The following is a 20,618-nucleotide window of genomic DNA, read 5'->3' as shown; positions in this document are numbered from 1 at the left end:
GGCATTTAAGCCTTTCACATCAAAACAAGAATGAGCCGGTTCTTCCGGATATGCCGGGCGCATGTCGTGACGCCCAGGCCCAAGGGGAGGTGAGTGCAATGGCAACCCGAAACACGAGCGGATTAGCGCGGGTAATGCTTGCGCCGTCGGTGCTGTTGTTGCTGGTGTGGATGATCGTGCCTTTGGCGATGACCCTGTGGTTTTCGTTCCAGAACTACAATCTCCTCAACCCGGCCAATGTCAGCTTCGCCGGTCTTTTCAATTACCAGTATTTCTATACCGACCCGGCCTTCTTCCAGTCGATCTGGAACACGCTGCTGATCGTCGGCGGGGTGCTTTTGATCACGGTGGTTGGCGGCATCGCCATTGCGCTTCTGCTCGACAATGACATTTTCGGTCAGGGCATCGTGCGCATCATGATCATTTCGCCCTTCTTTGTCATGCCGCCGGTGGCAGCATTGGTGTGGAAGAACATGATCATGCATCCCGGCTACGGCGTGCTGGCCGACCTTGCCCGCTTCCTCGGTTTCCAGCCGGTGGACTGGTTCGCGCAGTTTCCGCTGCTTTCCATCGTCATCATCGTCGCCTGGCAATGGCTGCCGTTCGCGACGCTCATTCTCTTGACCGCCCTGCAGTCGCTTGATGGCGAGCAGAAGGAAGCGGCCGAGATGGATGGCGCCAATTTCGTCAACCGTTTCATCTATCTGACCCTACCGCACCTGTCGCGCGCCATCACCGTCGTCATCCTGATCCAGACGATCTTCCTGCTCGGCGTTTACGCGGAAATCCTCGTCACCACCAATGGCGGCCCGGGTTACGCCTCCACCAACCTTGCCTTCCTGATCTATCGCACGGCGCTTCTGGGCTACGACGTCGGCGGCGCTTCGGCCGGCGGCATCATCGCCGTCATCCTCGCCAATATCGTCGCCATCTTCCTGATGCGCGCCGTCGGCAAGAACCTCGACCGGTAAAGGGGAAACATCATGGCCCGCAAGACAACCACTCGCGCAAAGATCGGCTTTTCCATCGCGGCATGGGCCGTGGCGCTTTTGCTGTTCTTCCCGATCCTCTATGCCTTCCTCACATCCATCAAGACAGAGCCGGAGGCGATCGCAGGCTTCAGCCTCATTCCCTCGGGCACGCTTGAGAATTACGTGACGGTGCAAACCCAGCGCGATTACTTCAAGCCGTTCATGAACTCGGTGGTGCTGTCGCTCGGCTCAACGATCATCGCGCTCATCATCGCCATTCCCGCCGCCTGGGCCATGGCGTTCTCGCCGACCAAACGCACCAAGGACATCCTGATGTGGATGCTTTCCACCAAGATGATGCCGGCGGTCGCCGTCTTGGTGCCGATCTACCTGATCTTCCGCAATGCCGGCCTGCTCGATACCCGCATCGGGCTGACCATCATGCTCACCTTCATCAACCTGCCGATCGTCATCTGGATGCTCTACACTTATTTCCGGGAAATCCCCGGCGAGATCCTGGAAGCAGCGCGCATGGATGGCGCTTCGCTCTGGAACGAGATCGTGCATGTGCTGACGCCAATGGCGGTGCCGGGCATTGCCTCGACGCTGCTCCTAAACGTCATCCTTGCCTGGAACGAATCCTTCTGGACGATCCGGCTGACGACCACAAATGCGGCGCCGCTGACGGCCTTCATCGCCTCCTTCTCTTCGCCGCAGGGGCTGTTCTGGGCAAAACTCTCGGCCGCCTCGATGATGGCGATCGCCCCCATTCTCGTCATCGGCTGGTTCTCGCAGAAACAACTCGTGCGTGGCCTGACCTTCGGCGCCGTGAAATAAGGAACGACAAACATGGGCAGCATTTCCCTTCAGACCGTGTCCAAGCTCTTCGGTGAGGCGAAAGTCATCCCGTCGATCGATCTCGATATCCACGACGGCGAATTCGTCGTCTTCGTCGGTCCCTCGGGCTGCGGCAAATCCACGCTTTTGCGCCTCATCGCCGGGCTGGAGGACGTCTCCGGCGGCAAGATCGTCATCGACGGCAAGGACGCCACCGAAAAGGCGCCGGCCGAGCGCGGCCTTGCCATGGTGTTCCAGTCCTATGCGCTTTATCCGCATATGAGTGTGCGCAACAACATCGCCTTCCCGCTGAAGATGGCCAAGCTCGACAAGGCCGTCATCGACAAGAAGGTCGAGGATGCCGCCCGCATTCTCAACCTCACCGATTATCTCGAGCGCCGGCCCTCGCAACTGTCCGGCGGCCAGCGCCAGCGCGTCGCCATCGGGCGCGCCATCGTGCGCGAACCGAAGGCGTTCCTGTTTGACGAACCGCTCTCCAACCTCGATGCGGCGCTGCGCGGCACCATGCGGCTGGAAATCTCCGAGCTGCACAACACGCTGAAGACGACGATGATCTACGTCACCCACGACCAGGTGGAAGCCATGACCATGGCCGACAAGATCGTTGTCCTCAACCGCGGCAATATCGAACAGGTCGGCTCGCCGATGGAACTCTACCGCTCGCCCGCCAACCTCTTCGTCGCCGGCTTCATCGGCTCGCCGCGCATGAACCTCATTACCGGCGACTATGCCCGCAGCAAGAATGCCACCACCGCCGGGGTGCGGCCGGAGCATCTGGCGCTGTCGAAAGAGGCCGGTCTGTGGCAGGGCAAGGTAACCGTCGCCGAACATCTCGGCTCCGATACCTTCCTGCATCTCGACGTCCAAGGCATCGGCCCGATTACCGCCAGAACCGATGGCGAGTTCGAATGCAAACACGGCGATACCGTCTTCATTACCCCCGATGAGACCAAGATTCACAGGTTCGATGACAAGGGCAAGGCGATCTAGGGGAAAGCGACCCTAAAAAGCTTTGCCGCCTGACTGCCTCTTGCAGCTGGCGGTGTTCCGACAGGCCGATTGTCCGGCAAGAGGGCGATCGGCAAGACCAACGTTTCCCCTTCGAGGATCGTGACATGACATGCAAACTCTCCCTCGCAACGCTTGACGAAGCCAGAAAGACGGCGGCGGTTCCGGCCTATTCCCGGGCCGATCTTTCCGCCGGCATCGTGCATTTCGGCGTTGGCAATTTCCATCGCGCCCATCAGGCAGTTTATCTGGATGACCTGTTCAACACGGGTGCGGATCACGACTTCGCCATCATCGGCGCGGGGGTTCTGCCATCTGATGCGGTGATGCGCGAGAAACTCGCCGCGCAGGATTTTCTGACCACGGTGGTGGAGCAGGACAATAACCGCACCGGCGCGCGCGTCACCGGACCGATGATCGACATTCTGACGGTCGGCGACACGAAGGCCATCATCGACACGCTCGCCGACCCGAAAATCCGTATTGTCTCGATGACGATTACCGAGGGTGGTTATTTCATCGATGCTTCCGGTTCCTTCAATCCGCAGCACCCGGCCATTGCCGAGGATGGCCGGCACCCATCTTCACCGAAAACCGTGTTCGGCCTCATCGTCGCCGGGTTGAAGGCGCGGCGGGACAAGGGGCTGCAACCCTTCACCGTCATGTCCTGCGACAACATTCCGCATAATGGTAAGGTCACCAAAAATGCGGTGGTCGGGCTGGCAGCGCTCTCCGACCCGGCCTTTGCCAACTGGATCGGCGAAAACGTCGCTTTCCCCAATTCCATGGTCGACCGCATCACACCAGCCACCGGGGAGCGCGAACGCAATATCGCCCGCGACGATTTCGGCATCGAGGACAATTGGCCTGTCTTCTGCGAGGAGTTCAAGCAATGGGTGATGGAAGACAATTTCCCCGCCGGTCGCCCGGCGCTGGAAAAGGCCGGCGTGCAGTTCGTCAAAGATGTCGCGCCCTATGAGCATATGAAAATCCGCATCCTCAATGGCGGCCACGCGGCAATCGCCTATCCGGCGGCGCTGCTCGACATTCATTTCGTGCATGAGGCGATGGAACATCCGCTAGTCCGGGCATTTCTGGCAAAGCTTGAAAATGAAGAGATCATTCCGGTCATTCCACCGGTTCCCGATACGAATCTCGCCGATTATTTCGCGCTGATCGAGCGCCGTTTCCTCAACCCGAAGATCGGCGACACCATTCCGCGTCTGGCGCAGGACGGCTCCAACCGCCAGCCGAAATTCATTCTGCCATCCACCGCCGACCGGCTGGCGCGCGGCGAGGATATTGTCGGCCTTTCGCTGGTTTCGGCGCTGTGGTGCCGTTATTTCCAGGGCACCTCCGACAGCGGCAAGGAAATCGCCTTCAACGATGCCAGCGCCGAGCGCCTTCATGCGGCGGCGATCAAGGCCAAGGACGATCCGATGGCCTTTCTCGTGTTCGACGATATTTTCGGTGAGGTTGCCGAATCGGAGCTTTTCCGTAAACGCTTTGCCCATGCACTGAAGACGCTGTGGCAAGACGGCACGGTGAAGACCTTGAAGCTTTATCTGGATGACAAGCTGGCTGAAGAGTGACCGCGAAATGGAAGACGAGACCGGGCCCCTTTTGATTTTCGACTGCGACGGCGTTCTCGTCGACAGCGAGCCGGTCTCCATTTCGGTCCTTCTCGACATGCTCTCCCATCTCGGCGTGGCGATGGGGGAGGAAGAGGCCTATGAGCGCTTTCTCGGCCGTAGCGTCGCCAGCATGACGGCGACGCTGTTTGAGGATTACGGTGTCGAGACGGACATCGATTTTCTCGACCATATGCGGGCGACGCTATTCGAGCGTTTCCGCACCGAGCTTCGGCCGATTGGCGGCATTGGCGAGACGCTGGACAGGCTCCTGCCGCTGCGGCGTTGTGTGGCCTCCTCAAGCCAGCCGGAGCGCATCCGTTATTCGCTGGGGCTGACCGGGCTGATCGACAAATTCGAACCCCATGTCTTCAGCGCCACGATGGTGAAGAACGGCAAGCCGGCGCCCGACCTCTTCCTGCATGCGGCGCGTGAAATGGGGGTAGAGCCGCGTCACTGCATCGTGATTGAGGACAGCCCGGCCGGCATTGCCGCCGCAAAGGCGGCGGGCATGGGCGTTTTTGCCTTTACCGGCGGTTCGCATGCGCGCTTTCCCGCATTCCGTGAAAAGATCGCCGGGCTTGGGGCGAATGTGGTGTTTGACGCGATGCCGGATTTGGTTCAACTTGTCGCAAGCTATGTGGGGAAGGGCGGTTTTGGCGGCCAAATGGAACGTGATGCGGGTTGAAGCAGATTTTGCCTGCCGCCGTCGCCGGGTCGTTGCGCAAGGGATGGAACTGCAGTCTTGATGCGTCAAAATCTCGTCGCTGTCGATGTCGGCACCGCCAGCGCCCGAGCCGGCATTTTTGATCCGGCGGGCCGGCTGCTTGCCCGATCCACCCATCCGATCCTGATGCAGAGGCCGCAGGAAAACCACGCCGAGCACGATTCCACCGACATATGGAAAGCGGTCTGCATCGTGGTGAGGGCGGCGCTTGCCGAGGCCGGGGTTTCATCGCAAAGCATTGCCGCAATCGGTTTTGACGCCACCTGCTCGCTGGTCATCCGCGATGGGCGGGGCGCGCCGGTCTCGGTTTCCACTACCGGCGAAGACTGCTTCGACACTATCGTCTGGCTCGATCACCGGGCGATTGGCGAAGCCGACCGGCTGACAGCATCCGGCCACCGGGTGCTGGATTTCGCCGGCAACAGCGTCTCGCCGGAAATGCAGATGCCGAAGCTGATGTGGCTGAAGACGCATATGGCGGCAAGCTGGTCGCGCATGTGCTTCGCTTTCGATCTGGCGGATTTTCTGACCTGGAAGGCGACCGGTTCAGCGCAGCGCTCAAATTGCACGCAGACGGCGAAGTGGAATTTCCTGGCGCAGGAAAATCCCGGCTGGCAGGCGGATTATCTTGAACTGGCGGGCCTTGCCGATTTGAGAGAGCGGGCAGGGCTGCCGGAGACCACGGTAATGCCGGGTGATAGCATTGGCCCGCTTTCGCCCGAAGCTGCCGCCGAACTGGGTCTCGATACCGGCTGCCAGGTGGCGGCGGGCATGATCGACGCCTATGCCGGCGCGCTTGGTGCGCTAGGCGGCTGCCTGTCTGCGGATGTGGGACGGCATGTGGCGCTGATCGCCGGTACATCGAGCTGCCTTGTGGCTATGTCGGAGCGGCAGATGCCCGGCCACAGCCTCTGGGGGCCCTATTGGCAGGCGATCCTGCCCGGGCACTGGCTGGTGGAGGGCGGGCAATCGGCCACCGGCGCGCTGCTCGACCATATCGTGCGCATGCATGCGGCAGGCGGTGAGCCGGATACGGCGCTGCATGCCCGCATCGTTGCGCGGGTAACGGAATTGCGCGCGCTTGAGGGCGAGGCTTTCGCCGAGCGGCTGCACGTCCTGCCGGATTTCCACGGCAACCGCTCGCCGCTTGCCGATCCCCATGCCGTTGGCGTCATCAGCGGACTGACTTTGGATACCTCTTTCGACAGTCTCTGCCGCCTCTACTGGCGCACGGCCGTCGCCATCGCGCTCGGCGCCCGCCATGTGCTCGACGCCATGGAGCGTTTCGGTTATGCGGTGGAAAGCCTGCACGTTACCGGCGGGCATGTGAAGAACCCGCTGCTGATGGAGCTTTATGCCGATGTGACGGGCAAGCGTATCGTGGTTCCCGCCACCGCCGATGCGGTACTTCTCGGCACGGCGATGACGGCGGCGACGGCTGGCGGGGTGCATGCAAGCCTTGCGGCGGCAGGGGCCGCCATGTATCCGGGCAATGCTGAAATATCAGGTAATCCGGCGCGTGGCCCCCGTTATGAGCGGGATTATCGTCGTTTTCTCGCCATGTACCGGCATCGTCAGGAACTGGAAAGCCTTTGATTTTCTGAAGGCAAATGACAGGCGTTGACGGGTGCCGCGCGTTTCTTCTCCCCGCCAGGAAGAAGGTGGCCCGAAGGGTCAGATGAGAGGGGACGCCAGCGATGGAACGCACTCTCGCCCCCTAATCCCGCTGCCGCGGACGTCTCCCCCGCGGGGAGAAGAAACGCGCGGCAACCGCTCGATCCATATGCCGCCGCTGCTGTTAGCCGCAATCAACCGCGCAGCGAGCGTTTCAGGACGGTGAGGTTTTTTGCCCTTGCCCTGTTGCTGTCATCGGCGCTGGCGCTGAGCGCACAAAGGGTGAATTCCAGCAGGGAGACCAGTTGCAGCAGGCCCTGGCCGCCATTTTGCGCCTGCGGCATGGCAAGACAGAGATCGGCGCTTTCCGGTCCCCATTCATAAAAGCGTGTGGTGATCAGCAATGTCCTGTAGCCGCTCTTGCGCGCCATTGCCGACAAGCGTTGCAGCGGCGACGGGGCGCCGCCGCAATCCATGATGACGAGCAGCGATCGCGCGGGGTCGAAATCCCACAGGGCGACATAGGCCGCGCTGTCGCTGCCGAGATAATGGATATGGCCCCGGCTCTCCAGAAGCCGCCCGTAGAAATGACGTCCGGCATCGAGACCTTCCGGAGAGGTTGCCAGAAAAACATCGCCGGCCGTGGCGATCTCGTTCATGGCGATCCGCCAGATCGATTGGGTGGTCATGTCGAAGGCCGTCTGGATGGCCTGGATCTGCTGCGACAGAAGCTGTGAAAACGGGCTGGAATGGCGTTCGCCGCTCTCGCCCATGGCCGGCAGCTCCGTGCTGGCCGTTTCTTCGGCATGGCGCAGATCGGCGCGGATATCGCTGAATTGCCGGTATCCCAGCGAGCGCAGGAAACGGCCGACCGTCATCGGACTGAGGCTGAGCTTGGCGGCCAGCGTCTGCGCCGTCTCGAACGGCAATTCGTCCAGATGTTCGATCAGATATTTGGCGATCTTGCGCTCCGAAGGGGTGCCTGCCTTCATGGCACGCGTAAGGTTCAACAGCAGCTTTTCCACCAACGCCTCATTCTTTTATCTTTATTGAACGATGATGCATGCGCGCGCGCAAACGAGCGTGCGAACCGCGACTTGACGGTGGGGGATAGGTCTTCCCGGCCTTGTCCTCCACCGGACCGGAATGCGAAATGTAATAGGTGTATTATTATATTTTAGAGATACCTTTTATTCAAGAGAAATTCCATCTGCGGTTTAGATCCGGGCATTTGGCATCTTTCCGTCCGTCTTGCAGAGCGGATGGGCAGCGCCTATCTCTCGTTTTGGTAAGTGTGTTTCAGCGCCAAAGGCGTCGAGGAGTTCCAGATGATTTTTGATGCGGCGAGGCTTGCCTTCCACAATCTCTTTGCCGCCGAAACCCGGTCGGTATTCTGGAAGGTTCTGGGGCTCACGCTTCTCGTGCTTGCGGCGCTGTGGTTCGCCATCCGCTCGATCTTCATTTATTTCGCCTTGCCGTGGGTGGATGCGTTGATCCCCGGCGTGCCGGACTGGGCGGGCTGGCTGACCTTCGTTTTCGCCATTTTCGCGGGTATCGGGCTGGCGCTGGCGCTCGCGCTGCTCATTTCGCCGGTCACCGCCGTCATTGCCGGCCTGTTTCTCGACGATGTCGCCGAAGTGGTTGAGAAAAAGAACTATCCGAACGATCCGCCGGGCAACGCGATGCCGGTCGGCGAGGCCGTTCTGTCGTCCATCAAGTTCTTCGGTGTCGTTATTGTCGGCAACCTTGTCGCGCTGTTGCTGCTTCTGGTGCCGGGTATCAATCTCATCGCGTTTTTCCTGGTGAACGGCTACCTGCTCGGACGGGAATTCTTCGAGTTCGCGGCGATGCGTTTCCGCTCGCCCGCCGAAGCGAGGTTGTTTCGCTCAAAACACCGCGCCACCGTCTTCATGGCCGGGCTGGTGATAGCGGCCTTTCTGGCGGTGCCGTTCCTCAATCTGCTGACGCCGCTTTTTGCCGCCTCGATGATGGTACATCTGCACAAGGCCGTCAGCCGACGCGACCCCTCATTCGCCGCCGGCCGCACCGAACAACTGCGCGGGTAACTCCACCAGCGGTGCTGGAATATCGAAGGTCTTTTCCGGCGACTTGCAGATATCGGCGATCACGCAGCGCTCGCATTCCGGCTTGCGCGCCTTGCAGCAATAACGCCCGTGCAGGATCAGCCAGCGATGGGCATGGAACAGATATTGCTCGGGAATGATGCGGATCAGCCGGTCTTCAACCTCGTCAGGGGTTTTGCCCGGCGCAAGACAGAGCCGGTTGGCGATGCGGAAGACGTGGGTATCCACCGCAAGCGTGGGCACGCCGAAGGCCATCGACATCACCACATTGGCCGTCTTGCGGCCAACGCCCGGCAGGGTCACCAGCTCCTCGCGGGTTTTCGGCACCTCGCCGCCGAAATTGTCGATCAGCATGTGCGACAGGGCGATAACGTTTTTCGCCTTGTTGCGGTAAAGCCCGATGGTCTTGATATGGCTGATCAGTTCTTCCTCGCCGAGCGCCAGCATCTTTTCCGGGGTATCGGCCACCTTGAACAGAGCGCGTGTGGCCCGGTTCACGCCCACATCGGTCGCCTGTGCGGAAAGCGCCACGGCCACCAGCAGGGTGAAGGGATTGGTATGTTCCAGCTCGCCTTTCGGCTCCGGCCGCTGAATGGAAAAACGGCGGAAGATTTCGGTCAGCTCATCCTTTGAATAGACCGTTTTCACCCGCGCCGGCTTGCGGACGGATGCCGGATTTGACTTTTTCGATGTTTGGGTGCTGGATCGTTTTTTGGCGATTGTCATGGACTATCTATAGCCAGCCCGCCCAAAGGAAAGCAACGTGGATACGCTCAACGACCAGCCGATTTTCGCGGCGGAACTCGTTCCGCACCGTTCGCTTGGCAGAAGGGGTTTCCGGCTGCTCCTGCTTTTCTCCGGTCTGGCCTGCCTTGTCTATGGCGGCTTTTTCCTCGCCACCGGGGCATGGCCCGTCGGCCTGTTCTTCGGACTGGATTTTCTGCTGCTTTATGCCGCCTTCCGCGCCAATTACCGGGCTGCGAAGGCACGGGAAGAGGTCAGCGTTTCGCGCACCAGCCTGTCGATCCGCAAATTTTCGCCGGCTGGGCGTATAGTGGAGCATCGCTTCAATCCCTTCTGGGCGCGCTTCAGGGTCAGGCGGCATGACGAGATCGGCATCGTCTCCATGCATGTGACGGGTGAAGGCCGGGCGACCGATATTGGTTCGTTTCTCAATCCCGATGACCGTGAAAGCTTCGCCAAGGCTTTCGGCGGTGCGTTGGCGACTGTGCGGCGGCGGATGTGAGCGGATAATTCCGCTTACAACTCGTCCTATCGGCTCGAGGCTGGTATCTCGATAGAAACTGAGTACGGCGCAAGAAACGGGTGGAGGCCGACACGCTTTGATGGTTTCCTGTCAAGCGCTAGGAGATTTGCGATGAACGCCAATATTACGTTGAACGAAGACATTACCCCCATCGGATCCGACTACGACACGGTGCGCGGGGTTATCGAGCTTTTGACGCTGGATTATCGCGAGCAGCCCTCCCTCGAAGCCATTGCCGCAGAGCTCGGCCAGTCGCCGACGCAATTGCAGAAGACCTTCACTCGCTGGGCCGGCCTTTCGCCCAAGGCCTTCCTGCAGGCCGTAACGCTCGATCATGCCAAGCGGCTGTTGCGCGAGGAGGATTTGCCGCTCTTGGAAACCTCGATCGAGGTCGGCATGTCGGGGCCGGGACGGCTGCACGATCTGTTCGTCACCCATGAGGCCATGTCGCCCGGCGAATGGAAGGCGAAGGGCGGTGGGCTGACGATCCGTTACGGTTTCCACACCTCGCCCTTCGGCCTTGCGCTGGTCATGGTGACAGATCGTGGCCTTGCCGGTTGCGCCTTTGCCGATCCGGGTGAGGAAAGGGCCTGTTTCGAGGACATGGCCGGCCGCTGGCCGAATGCGGGCTATGTCGAGGATCGCGAAGCGACCGCGCCCTACGCCGCGCGCATCTTCGATCCGTCCATGTGGTCGGCGGACAGGCCGCTGCGCGTCGTGCTGCTCGGCACGGATTTTCAGGTGCGTGTATGGGAAAGCCTCCTGAAGATCCCAATGGGCCGCGCGGTTACCTATTCGCACATCGCCTGCGATATCGGCCAGCCCACCGCGTCGCGTGCCGTGGGTGCGGCGGTCGGCGCCAACCCGGTGTCCTTCGTCGTTCCCTGCCATCGCGCCGTCGGTAAAAGCGGGGCGCTGACGGGGTATCACTGGGGCCTGACCCGCAAGCGGGCGATGCTCGGCTGGGAAACGGGGAAGGTGTGATTGGGTTGATTATCTTTGCCGATCTGACTTAGATCCATTTAATCTGGGCGCATATTGCACGGACCCTTCATACGCGACGTCATCCTCGGGCTTGACCCGAGGATCCACGACCAAGCCGCTTGTGGATCCTCGCCTCAAGGGCGAGGATGATGCGGGGCGAATATTGACCGTGAATGGCCCGACAACACCTAAACCAGCTCCATCAACGCTCGTGCCGCCGCCTCGTCTGTTATCAGCGTATTGCACCCGATACGCTTGATGGTGGCGCGGATTGCGATGGCGCGGTGGGCACCGCCGGAGGCGAGTACGATATGTTTGGCCTTGCGCAGCGTGTCGAGATCGATTGCCATGGCGCGCTGGTTGATCGGGTGATCGACCGAGCGGCCCTCGGCGTCGATGAAATTGAACATGGTGTCGCAGACGCAGCCGGCGTCGATGAGTTCTTGAAGCGTCGCCTTGGAAATGAAACCTTCCGACAAAGAGGTCGAATGCGGACCGATATCGCCGCAGGAGACGATGGCGAGATCGAGCGTTTCGGCGAGATCGTAAAGGGTGGCGAGCCCGCATTTTTCGATCAGCGCCCGCTTGGTCTCGACCGAATCCACCAAAAGCGGCGCGAGGAACATGTAACATTCCGCCCCAAGCGCGCTTGCCAGCCGCCAGGTGTAATCGAGCGGATTGGTCTGGTGCACGGCGACGATACCGCCCAGCAGGGAGACGACCTTGCAGTTTTCCCGCCGCGGCGGGCGAAAGCTGGAGAGCGAGGCGGTCATGGTGCGGCCCCAGCCGACGCCGATGGTGGCGCCGTTCGGCACCGCTTCGGAGAGGAATTGCCCGAGTGCGAGGCCGACGGCCTTGGCGGTGCCTTCCGCGCTTGTCTTGCTGGTGGCAGATGGGCCGGCGGGAGACGGGTCGGGCGAAGGGATGATGACGGCCTCGTCCAGCCCGTAGGCTGCCTCCAGCTGGCCGGCCAGCGAGACGAAATCCTCGATCCCTTCATTGATCCATATCTGCACTTCGGAGCGCTTCATCGCTTCATCGAGCAGGCGGATGACGGTGGAGCGGCTGATACCCAGTTTTTCGGCGACATCCTTTTGCGTCATGCCCTGATTATAATAGAGCCATGCGGCGCGCAGCCGCAGAGACGCCGCTTCCGAATAGGCCGTATGGGTTTCTCTTCTCAGTTTTGCCACGGTTTCCGCCATTCTTTATGTTTGCGGAGTATCGCAGGCGTGAAACTTATGTCAATTGCGATGCGCAAATGTCTTGACTTTCGACCGCGCCGCTTGCGATAGTCGGAGCCGGACAAACCGCGATTTCGGCCTTGGGCGCACCCATGGTGCGGGAACGAAATGACGGCTGAGCAAGTTTACCAGAGATCATGAAGGATCATTCGCCATGACGTCCAAACTCGAACAACTGCGCGCCATCACCACTGTTGTTGCCGATACTGGTGACATCGAGGCTGTAGCGCGCCTGAAGCCGGTGGATTGCACCACCAACCCGACCATCGTTCTCAAAGCGCTTGGCACGCCAGCCTTCGCCGACGCGGTGAAGGAAGCCGTGGCATGGGGCAAGAAGCAGGGCGGCCAGTCTGACGCCGTGGTTGCAGCCGTTGCCGACCGCCTTGCCATTTCGGTGGGCGCGGCCCTTGCCGGCCTCGTTCCGGGCCGCGTTTCGACCGAAGTCGATGCCGACCTTTCCTTTGATACGGAAGCCTCCATCACCAAGGCGCGCCACATCATCGCGGCCTATAAGGAGCGCGGCATCGAGCGTGAACGCATCCTCATCAAGCTCGCCTCCACCTGGGAAGGCATCAAGGCTGCCGAGGTTCTCCAGTCCGAAGGCATCGACTGCAATCTGACGCTGCTGTTCTCGCAGGCCCAGGCGATTGCCTGCGCCGAAGCCAAGGCTTTCCTCATCTCACCCTTCGTTGGCCGTATCCTGGACTGGTACAAGAAGTCGACCGGCGAGACCTACACCGCCGAGACCGATCCGGGTGTCGTTTCCGTGCGCAGCATCTACAATTATTACAAGGCCAATGGCATCGGCACCGTTGTCATGGGCGCTTCCTTCCGCAATGTCGGCGAAATCGAGGCGCTGGCCGGTTGCGACCGCCTGACGATCAGCCCGGCGCTGCTGGAAGAGTTGGACAAGGACAGCGGCAAGCTGGAGCGCAAGCTTTCGGCTGACGACGTCAAGGCAGAGCCGCTACAGTCGCTCGACGAGAAGGCATTCCGCTGGGCGCTCAACGAAGATGCGATGGCCACCGAGAAGCTCTCGGAAGGCATCCGCCTGTTCGCCAAGGATCTGGTGACGCTGCGCGAAATGGTCCGCAAGGAACTGACGCTGGCTGCGGCCTGATACAAAAAGGGGGGAACCATCCACGTTCCCCTGACGTTTAAGAGATATAAATCTCCAGTCACTCAAAGCGCGATCGGGTCCCTGCCGGTCGCGTTTTTTTGTGGGTTTCAGGAGTTTCCATTTCCGGTAGCCACTTCGGAAATCCGTTTTGCCGCCTCGCAGATCAGCGCTTCACAGGCCTCGCGTGTCGGGGCCTTGCCGCCGAGCGGCGTGATATAGGGGCAGGTGATGACGGCGAGCGCCGTCCCGTCCAGCGTCAGCACCGGTGCGGAAATATTGCGCACGCCGGCGGTCTGAAGGCTGTCCATGGATTCGAAACCGTTTTTGCGCACCTCCGCCAGCCGCCCGGCGAGGTCCGGCGGCACGGTTTCGCCGCTGCCGCGCACCTGTTCGGTTATCATGATCTGGCGCTGCGCCTCTGTCTGGAAGGCCAGAAGCACATGGCCGGAACCGGTGTGGAACAGGCTCATCTGCGCGCCGACCCGCATGGACATGGCCCAGTAGGTGGCGGATTCCTGCTGGGCGATGACGACGACGCTGCCGCGGTCATAAACGGCCAGATGACAGGCCTGCTCGGCGCTCGCCGAAAAATCGCGCATGACGGGTGCGGCGAAAGAGACCAGCCGGCGTATCGGTGCATGGAAATGGGCGAGCCCGAACATCTTCAGCGTAAGCGAGAACCGGTCGCCGTCAAGCCGCTGTACGTAGCCGCGGCGCACCAGCCGGTCCAGCATGCGATAAAGCTCGTTCGGGCTTTTACCGATAGACTTGGCGATCTCGATCTGCGTCAGCCCGCCATCGGTGCGGGCCAGAAGTTCGAGAATGTCTAGCCCCTTGTCGAGGGCGGGAGCGCGATATCTTTCGCTGTCTTCGTCGGTCATCTGGCCTCGATGATGGTTTGTGTGTGCGCCCCGCGGGGTACGTTAAAATATGGTTGCCCGATACCCCGCATCCGCGCAAGTTTGCTTGACGCCATATGAATACCGCGTTTACATATGAATTGTCGATCCATATTTGAGATCATTCAAATTCAGCGTTCCAGTCCACGGCGGATGGGCGCGCCTTAGCGGGAGGCTATTCATGGTGCAGGATTTTAACGGCCGGACAGTGGTGATCACCGCCGCCGGTCAGGGTATCGGCCGGGCGACGGCGGAGCGCTTCACATCGCTCGGCGCGCGCGTCATCGCCACCGATATCAACGAGCAGGCGCTTTCCACCCTTAAAGGTGCGGAAACCCGGGTTCTGAACGTGCTTGATGGTGATGGCGTCAAGGATTTCGCCGCGGATATCGGCCATGCGGATGTGCTGTTCAACTGCGCCGGCTTCGTGCATTCCGGCACGATTCTCGATTGTGAAGAAAAGGACTGGGATTTCTCCTTCGATCTCAATGCCAAGGCCATGTACCGCACTTGCCGCGCCTTCCTGCCCGGCATGCTGGAAAAGGGCAAGGGCGCGATCGTCAACATGTCGTCGGTTGCTTCAAGCGTGAAGGGCGTGCCCAACCGTTTCGCCTATACCGCTTCCAAGGCGGCCGTCGTGGGTCTCACCAAGGCCATCGCCGCCGATTTCGTCACCAAGGGCATTCGCTGCAACGCCATTTGCCCCGGCACCGTCGACAGCCCGTCCTTGCATGACCGCCTGCGCGCCACTGGCAACTACGAACAGGCGCTGGCCGATTTCATCGCCCGCCAGCCGATGGGCCGTATCGCCACGCCGGAAGAAATCGCCGCACTTGTTACCTATCTCGCGTCGGACGAGGCTGGTTTCACCACCGGCCAGATTCATGTGATCGATGGCGGCTGGACGGGCTGATTATCTTTACTGGAAAGAGAAAAGGCGACCGGCATAAAACCGGGTCGCCTTTTTTCATTCAGACGACCGCGCTTCCGGCCATCAGTGCAAGCACGAGGAAGACCAGGAAGATCACCACGGCGATGAAGAACAGAATGCGGGCCACGCCCGCTGCGGCCGCCGAAATTCCGGTAAAGCCGAATACGCCTGCGATCAAAGAAATCACGAAGAAAATAAGAGCCCACTTCAGCATGGTGCTTCCCCTTTTGCATAATTTTCCCGAGCCTGACGCCCCGCGACTGGCTCAGTAAAATGACGCGCAAAAGGCGGAAATGTTCCACACGCCCGCAAAAATCGTTGTTCTCGAGCATGTCCAGCAAAAGTGCGTTAGCGGTTTTGCGTTCGGACTGCACAAAAGCAAAGAGAAAGAGCATTTCAGGTGAACCGGCTTTCACCGGAGATGCTCTAGAAGCCTGTCTCTCCCGCAGCATCGATCCGCCGGGCCTTCCAGGTGGTGCGGATGAAGGTGGCAACGAAAGCAAGGCTCATGAACATGACGATGGTCGGAGCCGGCGCACTGTCGATCAGGAAACTTAGCCATATGCCCGAAAGCGATGAGGCGACCGCTACCGTAATCGCCACCAGCAGCATGGCGGAAAAACGCCGGGTCAGCAGGAAGGCGATTGCGCCCGGCGCGACCAGCATGGCGACTGAGAGAATGATGCCCACCGCCTTCAATGCACCGACGACGGTCAGCGATAACACCATCAGCAGACCATAATGCAGCAGGCGCACCGGCAGGCCGATGGCTTTGGCGTGCTGCGCATCGAAGGCGTTGACCAACAGGTCCTTGCGCAGGATGCCGAGGAACAGCGTGGCGAAAAGTGCGATCACCCCTGTTTCCAACATGTCTGATGGCGCAATGCCGAGCATGTCGCCGAAGAGGATATGATCGAGATGGACATCGCTCTGCACCTTCACATAAAGCACCAGCCCCAGACCGAACATTCCCGAGAAGACGATGCCGAGCACCGTATCTTCCTTGATGCGGCTGTTTTCCTTGATGAAACCCGTGCCGAGCGCGCAGATCATGCCGGCGATGAAAGCACCGATGGAGAGCGGTATGCCAACGATATAGGCCACCACCACGCCGGGCAGCACGGCATGGGAAACCGCATCCCCCATCAGCGACCAGCCCTTCAGCACCAGAAAACAGGAGAGCATCGCCATTGGCACGGCGATCATGAGTGTAATGACGAAGGCATATTGCATGAAGGGCAGCTGAAACGGCAGGATGGCGAGTTCGAGAGTGTCGCTCATGGCGTTTCCTCCAGTGCCTTGCGGGCCTTGGCGCGGGATGCGAGCAGGCCGTGCTTTGGCGCAAAAACGAAGGCGGCAAGGAAGATCGCCGTCTGCAGCACGACGATGACACCGCCCGTCGCGCCATCGAGGAAATAGCTGAGATAGGCGCCGACGAAGCTGGTGGCCGCGCCGATGATGAGGCTCATCAGGATCAGCCGCTCGAAACGGTCGGTCAAGAGATAGGCGGTGGCGCCCGGCGTCACCACCATGGCAACGACGAGGAAAGCCCCGACCGTCTGCAGGGCGGCAACCGTCGATGCGGCCAGCAGGGTGAAGAAGATCACCTTCAGCACTTCCGGTTTCAGCCCCACGGTGCGGGCATGGTTCTCATCAAAGAACACCACCATGAAGTCACGCCATTTCAGCGCCAGCACGATGAGGCTGATGCCGCCGATCAGCGCCAGCTGAATGGTGTCTTCGGCGGTGATCGCCAGAATATTGCCGAGCACGATGGTCTGTATATTCACCGAGGTGGGCGAGAGCGACACCATGAACAGGCCAAGCCCGAAAAACGAGGTGAAGATCAGCCCGATGATGGCGTCTTCCTTCAGTCGCGTCTTCTGGTTCAGGAACAGCATGGAACCGGCTGCAAGCCCGCCGGAAAGAAAAGCACCGAGCGAAAAGGGCAGGCCGAGCATATAGGCGCCCGCAACACCGGGAACGATGGCATGGGAAAGAGCATCGCCGATCAGCGACCAGCCCTTCAGCATCAGATAGGCGGAGAGAAAGCCGCAGACTCCGCCCACCAGTGCGCTGACCCAGATGGCGTTCAGCATATAACCATAAGTGAAAGGCTCAAGAAGGCTGTTTATCATCGACTTTTTCTTTCGGAGCCTCAGGATCGCGCCCGTTCTGGCCGTTCTTGCCATAGATCACGAAGGGCCGCTCGTCATCGGTGATGACCTTCACCCGGCGAGGATCGGCGTCGTCATGCAGGTCGGCCCCGCCAAGCACGAAGTGGCGCAGGCTGCCGCCGAAGGCCTTTTGCAGGTTCTCCTCGTTGAAGGTGTCCGCCGTCTTGCCCGATGCCAGCACCGTGCCCTTGACGAAGACCGCGCGGTCACAGAATTCCGGCACGCTGCCGAGATTATGGGTGGAAACCAGCATGACCCGGCCTTCGTCACGCAGCGCTTTCAGAAGCGCGACGATCTGCTCTTCCGTCGTCACATCGACACCGGTGAACGGCTCATCCAGCAGGATCACCTGACCCTCCTGCGCAAGCGCGCGGGCGAGAAACACCCGCTTCTTCTGCCCGCCGGATAGTTCGCCGATCTGGCGCTTGCGATAATCGAGCATGTTGACGCGTTTCAGCGCTTCCTCGACCATCTGGTGGTCGCGTTTCGACGGGATGCGCAGGAAATTCATGTGGCCATAACGGCCCATCATCACCACATCCTCGACCAACACCGGAAAACTCCAGTCCACCTCCTCGGCCTGTGGCACATAAGCGACAAGGTTTTTTCTGAGCGCTTCCTTCACCGGCAGGTCGAAGATCGAGACGGAACCGGCGGCCAAAGGCACGAAACCCATGATCGCCTTGAAAATCGTGGACTTGCCGGCGCCATTGACGCCGACAAGTGCAGTGATCGTTCCGCGGGGGATGGAAAAGCTGGCATTTCTTAATGCGGTGTGGCCGTTTCGATAGGTCACTGTCGCATTTTGAACCGTCAGGCCGCCTGCTTTTTTACTGCCCATTCTCATGAAGACAGCCCCTTGGCGATTGTTTCGCTGGTGACGCGCAGAAGGTCCAGATAGGTCGGAACCGGACCGTCCGCCTCGCTCAGCGAGTCCACATAGAGGATGCCGCCATAGGCTGCGCCGGTTTCCTTTGCCACCTGCTGGGCGGGATCGGCGGAAACCGTGCTTTCGCTGAAGATGACGTGGATATTGTGCTCGCGCATGGCGTCGATCACGCCGCGCACCTGCTGCGGTGTGCCCTGGCTGTCGGCATTGACCGGCCACAGGAACAGTTCCTTCAGGCCGAAATCGCGGGCGAGATAGGAAAACGCGCCTTCGCTCGTCACCAACCAGCGCTTGTTTTCAGGCAGAACGGAAAGCGTGTCGCGGATCGGCTGCACGGTGGCTCTGATCTTGTCCGAATAGGCCTTGGCATTGGCGGCATAGACATCCGCATGGGCAGGGTCGATATCCGTCAGGCCCTTGCGGATATTTTCCACGTAGATCAAGGCGTTATCGGGGGACATCCAGGCGTGCGGATTGGGTTTTCCCTGGTACGCCCCGCCGCTGATGGCCATGGGCTCCACGCCTTCGCTCACCGTCACGCTCGGCACGCCGGAGAGGTTGGCCAGGAACTTTTCGAACCACAATTCCAGATTGAGGCCGTTGCGAAGCACCAGATCAGCCTTGCGGGCTTTGAGAATATCGCGCGGCGTCGGCTGGTAGTTGTGAATTTCAGCGCCCGGCTTGGTGATGCTTTCCACCTCGGCCGCATCGCCCGCCACATTGCGCGCCATGTCGGCGATGATGGTGAAGGTCGTCACGACGGTCGGTTTTTCCTGAGCGAGGGCAGCACCGGGAAGGAAAAGCGAAAAAGCGAAAATGGCGTGGCGGATTTTATGGAAGTTCACGGGGCTCACCAGATTTTGTTGCGATTAATTCGCAATACCATCTGTTATAAAATCACGCTTGTCAACGCTATTGCAAATCATTCGCAAATTAGTGCATTTCGCAAATGTCCGAAATTGGCGCGTTTTTGCCGGTCTTGTGCCTATGGGATTAAACTTTTTTCAATGAGAAAGCGGCACTATCGCGAGGCTCGGACAGCGTGGTCCGGAGCTCGTCCCGCGTGTGTTCCTCATTCTTCGAGCCACGTTTCGGGGTGAGGGCGTAAGACGGGGTACTTGATGTCAGGATGTTGCGGGTGAAAGCTGTATTCGGACGAATGCGGTTTTCGCGCAAGCTCGTTATGATTGGAGGCGGGATCCTGCTTTTGGCGGGTGCGACCGGCTCTGCTGCCGTTTTTATCGGCAGCGAGCGGCTGCTCGGTCCATCCTACGCTTCTACCAACGGGCTTTCCTGCGACGCGGTCCAGACGGTCAATATCCGCAAGAACGGTTCCCTATGGGTCCGCAAATTCATTCGCACCCAGGGCGGTGACGGCGCAGAGCGGCTGAAGACGGCGCTTCGTGTCGCAAGGGCGGTTTACGACAAGCAGAAACCCGATCTGGTGCAGGTTTCCGTGCTGGACCAGAACGGTCCGCAACTGCGTTCGGAAATGCGCGGCCGCGCCATTGCCGCGCAGGTGGTCTTCATTCCCGATCCGGCAAAGATTCCCGAAGGCGCGGATGCCCATCGTTATTCCGCCTTCTATTATGACGGCGCGGCGAATGGCAGCGGCCAGTTTTACGGCCTGCGCATCGATCTGCCGCTCGAAGATACCGAGGCGCTGGCGGCAAGCCTCAGCGATTTGGCTGATTGCGCGACGCCCGCCACGGAGCCGGAAGCGGGCGGCCACGAAACCAAGTCCACCACAGCTCACGGCGAAGGCAAGGGTGAGGCCGGCGGGGAACATGGTGCTGCGCCGAAAGAGCCTGGTCATGACGAAACGACACCCGAACCCCACGGTGAAACTCCGTCTCCCGAAGCGCATGGCGAACCGGCTGCCGACGAACTTCTGACCTCGACGCCGGAAGCCAGCGGCGGCAGCGTCTTCAGCCTGTCCTATCTGAAATCACTGATCTTCGGAAAGGGCTCGACGACCGCGCAGGCGGCGGAGGAGAAGGCAGCAGCGAATGAGAATGTCGCTGCGGAAGAGCCGGGTGTGGGGACCCCGGGGCATTAAAGATAGCGGCCGCGATGGGATGTTGTTTGACATCCAGGCTGTCTTGCTCTCTTGGTCCGTTATACTCGACCGTCATTGTCGGGCCTGTCCCACCGCGGTCCGGTTTAAATTGATCGAAACGGCATAAGACTCTCATTTGAAGCAGGCGGCTTTTC

The 20,618-nt window shown here is 60.2% G+C and carries 21 protein-coding genes; 12 read left to right on the top strand and 9 right to left on the bottom strand.

What is annotated here, in order from left to right; all coding sequences use genetic code 11:
- Positions 1–98: 98 nt before the first annotated feature.
- From BS627_RS20625 to BS627_RS20600, 6 genes are all read left to right on the top strand, one after another.
- Positions 99–971: a carbohydrate ABC transporter permease gene (locus BS627_RS20625; protein WP_077985038.1), complete on the top strand. Its 873-nt coding sequence runs from the start codon at positions 99–101 to the stop codon at positions 969–971.
- Between the two features lie 12 nt (positions 972–983).
- Entirely contained in the window at positions 984–1,808 is an 825-nt protein-coding gene (locus BS627_RS20620) for a carbohydrate ABC transporter permease (RefSeq protein ID WP_003525171.1), read from the top strand.
- Positions 1,809–1,820: 12 nt separating this feature from the next.
- Positions 1,821–2,819: an ABC transporter ATP-binding protein gene (locus BS627_RS20615; protein ID WP_077985037.1), complete on the top strand. Its 999-nt coding sequence runs from the start codon at positions 1,821–1,823 to the stop codon at positions 2,817–2,819.
- 125 nt (positions 2,820–2,944) lie between these two features.
- Positions 2,945–4,429, top strand: coding sequence for a mannitol dehydrogenase family protein (locus BS627_RS20610; protein ID WP_077985036.1), 1,485 nt, complete (start codon positions 2,945–2,947; stop codon positions 4,427–4,429).
- Between the two features lie 7 nt (positions 4,430–4,436).
- The gene (locus BS627_RS20605; protein WP_077985301.1) at positions 4,437–5,156 is read left to right on the top strand and encodes an HAD family hydrolase; all 720 of its coding nucleotides are present in this window, start codon (positions 4,437–4,439) and stop codon (positions 5,154–5,156) included.
- 60 nt (positions 5,157–5,216) lie between these two features.
- A complete protein-coding gene (locus BS627_RS20600) occupies positions 5,217–6,791 on the top strand; it encodes an FGGY-family carbohydrate kinase (protein WP_165691355.1) in 1,575 nt (524 codons plus the stop codon).
- 212 nt (positions 6,792–7,003) lie between these two features.
- Here the strand turns inward: BS627_RS20600 and BS627_RS20595 are convergent, their stop codons facing one another.
- A complete protein-coding gene (locus BS627_RS20595; RefSeq protein ID WP_077985034.1) occupies positions 7,004–7,837 on the bottom strand; it encodes a MurR/RpiR family transcriptional regulator in 834 nt (277 codons plus the stop codon).
- A 300-nt stretch (positions 7,838–8,137) separates the two neighbouring features.
- Between BS627_RS20595 and BS627_RS20590 the strand changes: the two genes are divergently transcribed.
- Positions 8,138–8,875, top strand: coding sequence for a sulfate transporter family protein (locus tag BS627_RS20590; RefSeq protein ID WP_077985300.1), 738 nt, complete (start codon positions 8,138–8,140; stop codon positions 8,873–8,875).
- Here the strand turns inward: BS627_RS20590 and nth are convergent.
- On the bottom strand, positions 8,837–9,619 hold the full coding sequence (nth, locus tag BS627_RS20585; protein WP_077985033.1) for an endonuclease III: 783 nt from the start codon (positions 9,617–9,619) through the stop codon (positions 8,837–8,839). The genes BS627_RS20590 and nth overlap by 39 nt on opposite strands.
- Positions 9,620–9,656: 37 nt before the next feature.
- On the opposite strand from nth, the gene BS627_RS20580 reads away from it, so the two are divergent.
- On the top strand, positions 9,657–10,139 hold the full coding sequence (locus tag BS627_RS20580) for a DUF2244 domain-containing protein (RefSeq protein ID WP_077985032.1): 483 nt from the start codon (positions 9,657–9,659) through the stop codon (positions 10,137–10,139).
- Positions 10,140–10,271: 132 nt separating this feature from the next.
- Complete coding sequence (locus BS627_RS20575) at positions 10,272–11,144, top strand: methylated-DNA--[protein]-cysteine S-methyltransferase (RefSeq protein ID WP_077985031.1); 873 nt, start codon at positions 10,272–10,274, stop codon at positions 11,142–11,144.
- A gap of 188 nt (positions 11,145–11,332) precedes the next feature.
- Here the strand turns inward: BS627_RS20575 and BS627_RS20570 are convergent, their stop codons facing one another.
- Positions 11,333–12,337, bottom strand: a complete 1,005-nt coding sequence (locus BS627_RS20570; protein ID WP_245307229.1) for a sugar-binding transcriptional regulator — start codon at positions 12,335–12,337, stop codon at positions 11,333–11,335.
- A gap of 205 nt (positions 12,338–12,542) precedes the next feature.
- Here BS627_RS20570 and tal point away from each other — a divergent pair, with 205 nt between their 5' ends.
- A complete protein-coding gene (gene tal, locus BS627_RS20565) occupies positions 12,543–13,508 on the top strand; it encodes a transaldolase (protein WP_077985029.1) in 966 nt (321 codons plus the stop codon).
- A 107-nt stretch (positions 13,509–13,615) separates the two neighbouring features.
- Here tal and BS627_RS20560 read toward each other — a convergent pair whose 3' ends face one another.
- Complete coding sequence (locus BS627_RS20560; protein WP_077985028.1) at positions 13,616–14,389, bottom strand: IclR family transcriptional regulator; 774 nt, start codon at positions 14,387–14,389, stop codon at positions 13,616–13,618.
- Between the two features lie 199 nt (positions 14,390–14,588).
- On the opposite strand from BS627_RS20560, the gene BS627_RS20555 reads away from it, so the two are divergent.
- A complete protein-coding gene (locus tag BS627_RS20555; RefSeq protein ID WP_077985027.1) occupies positions 14,589–15,320 on the top strand; it encodes an SDR family oxidoreductase in 732 nt (243 codons plus the stop codon).
- A 58-nt stretch (positions 15,321–15,378) separates the two neighbouring features.
- On the opposite strand, the gene BS627_RS20550 is transcribed toward BS627_RS20555, so the two are convergent.
- The 5 genes from BS627_RS20550 to BS627_RS20530 form a co-directional block, all read right to left on the bottom strand.
- Positions 15,379–15,552, bottom strand: coding sequence for a DUF1328 domain-containing protein (locus BS627_RS20550; RefSeq protein ID WP_003499086.1), 174 nt, complete (start codon positions 15,550–15,552; stop codon positions 15,379–15,381).
- A gap of 212 nt (positions 15,553–15,764) precedes the next feature.
- Positions 15,765–16,619: a metal ABC transporter permease gene (locus BS627_RS20545; RefSeq protein ID WP_077985026.1), complete on the bottom strand. Its 855-nt coding sequence runs from the start codon at positions 16,617–16,619 to the stop codon at positions 15,765–15,767.
- Positions 16,616–17,476 carry a metal ABC transporter permease gene (locus BS627_RS20540; RefSeq protein WP_077985025.1) on the bottom strand — a complete coding sequence of 287 codons (861 nt, stop codon included), beginning with the start codon at positions 17,474–17,476 and terminating at the stop codon, positions 16,616–16,618. Before BS627_RS20540 ends, BS627_RS20545 begins: the two co-directional genes overlap by 4 nt.
- Entirely contained in the window at positions 17,457–18,362 is a 906-nt protein-coding gene (locus tag BS627_RS20535; protein WP_165691338.1) for a manganese/iron ABC transporter ATP-binding protein, read from the bottom strand. The genes BS627_RS20540 and BS627_RS20535 overlap by 20 nt, the downstream gene beginning before the upstream one ends.
- Positions 18,359–19,249, bottom strand: coding sequence for a metal ABC transporter substrate-binding protein (locus BS627_RS20530; protein WP_165691337.1), 891 nt, complete (start codon positions 19,247–19,249; stop codon positions 18,359–18,361). The genes BS627_RS20535 and BS627_RS20530 overlap by 4 nt, the downstream gene beginning before the upstream one ends.
- 284 nt (positions 19,250–19,533) lie before the next feature.
- On the opposite strand from BS627_RS20530, the gene BS627_RS20525 reads away from it, so the two are divergent.
- A complete protein-coding gene (locus BS627_RS20525; protein ID WP_245307227.1) occupies positions 19,534–20,463 on the top strand; it encodes a hypothetical protein in 930 nt (309 codons plus the stop codon).
- Positions 20,464–20,618 lie beyond the last annotated feature (155 nt).

It is taken from the genome of Agrobacterium salinitolerans, from assembly GCF_002008225.1.
Classification (GTDB): domain Bacteria; phylum Pseudomonadota; class Alphaproteobacteria; order Rhizobiales; family Rhizobiaceae; genus Agrobacterium; species Agrobacterium salinitolerans.
This window is presented reverse-complemented; position numbering and strand designations above follow the sequence as displayed.

Coding starts and splice junctions, on each gene's coding strand:
- BS627_RS20625 (WP_077985038.1), top strand. CDS start 99: ATGGCAACCCGAAACACGAGCGGATTAGCGCGGGTAATGCTTGCGCCG.
- BS627_RS20620 (WP_003525171.1), top strand. CDS start 984: ATGGCCCGCAAGACAACCACTCGCGCAAAGATCGGCTTTTCCATCGCG.
- BS627_RS20615 (WP_077985037.1), top strand. CDS start 1,821: ATGGGCAGCATTTCCCTTCAGACCGTGTCCAAGCTCTTCGGTGAGGCG.
- BS627_RS20610 (WP_077985036.1), top strand. CDS start 2,945: ATGACATGCAAACTCTCCCTCGCAACGCTTGACGAAGCCAGAAAGACG.
- BS627_RS20605 (WP_077985301.1), top strand. CDS start 4,437: ATGGAAGACGAGACCGGGCCCCTTTTGATTTTCGACTGCGACGGCGTT.
- BS627_RS20600 (WP_165691355.1), top strand. CDS start 5,217: ATGCGTCAAAATCTCGTCGCTGTCGATGTCGGCACCGCCAGCGCCCGA.
- BS627_RS20590 (WP_077985300.1), top strand. CDS start 8,138: ATGATTTTTGATGCGGCGAGGCTTGCCTTCCACAATCTCTTTGCCGCC.
- nth (WP_077985033.1), bottom strand. CDS start 9,619: ATGACAATCGCCAAAAAACGATCCAGCACCCAAACATCGAAAAAGTCA.
- BS627_RS20575 (WP_077985031.1), top strand. CDS start 10,272: ATGAACGCCAATATTACGTTGAACGAAGACATTACCCCCATCGGATCC.
- tal (WP_077985029.1), top strand. CDS start 12,543: ATGACGTCCAAACTCGAACAACTGCGCGCCATCACCACTGTTGTTGCC.
- BS627_RS20560 (WP_077985028.1), bottom strand. CDS start 14,389: ATGACCGACGAAGACAGCGAAAGATATCGCGCTCCCGCCCTCGACAAG.
- BS627_RS20555 (WP_077985027.1), top strand. CDS start 14,589: ATGGTGCAGGATTTTAACGGCCGGACAGTGGTGATCACCGCCGCCGGT.
- BS627_RS20550 (WP_003499086.1), bottom strand. CDS start 15,552: ATGCTGAAGTGGGCTCTTATTTTCTTCGTGATTTCTTTGATCGCAGGC.
- BS627_RS20545 (WP_077985026.1), bottom strand. CDS start 16,619: ATGAGCGACACTCTCGAACTCGCCATCCTGCCGTTTCAGCTGCCCTTC.
- BS627_RS20540 (WP_077985025.1), bottom strand. CDS start 17,476: ATGATAAACAGCCTTCTTGAGCCTTTCACTTATGGTTATATGCTGAAC.
- BS627_RS20535 (WP_165691338.1), bottom strand. CDS start 18,362: ATGAGAATGGGCAGTAAAAAAGCAGGCGGCCTGACGGTTCAAAATGCG.
- BS627_RS20525 (WP_245307227.1), top strand. CDS start 19,534: ATGTTGCGGGTGAAAGCTGTATTCGGACGAATGCGGTTTTCGCGCAAG.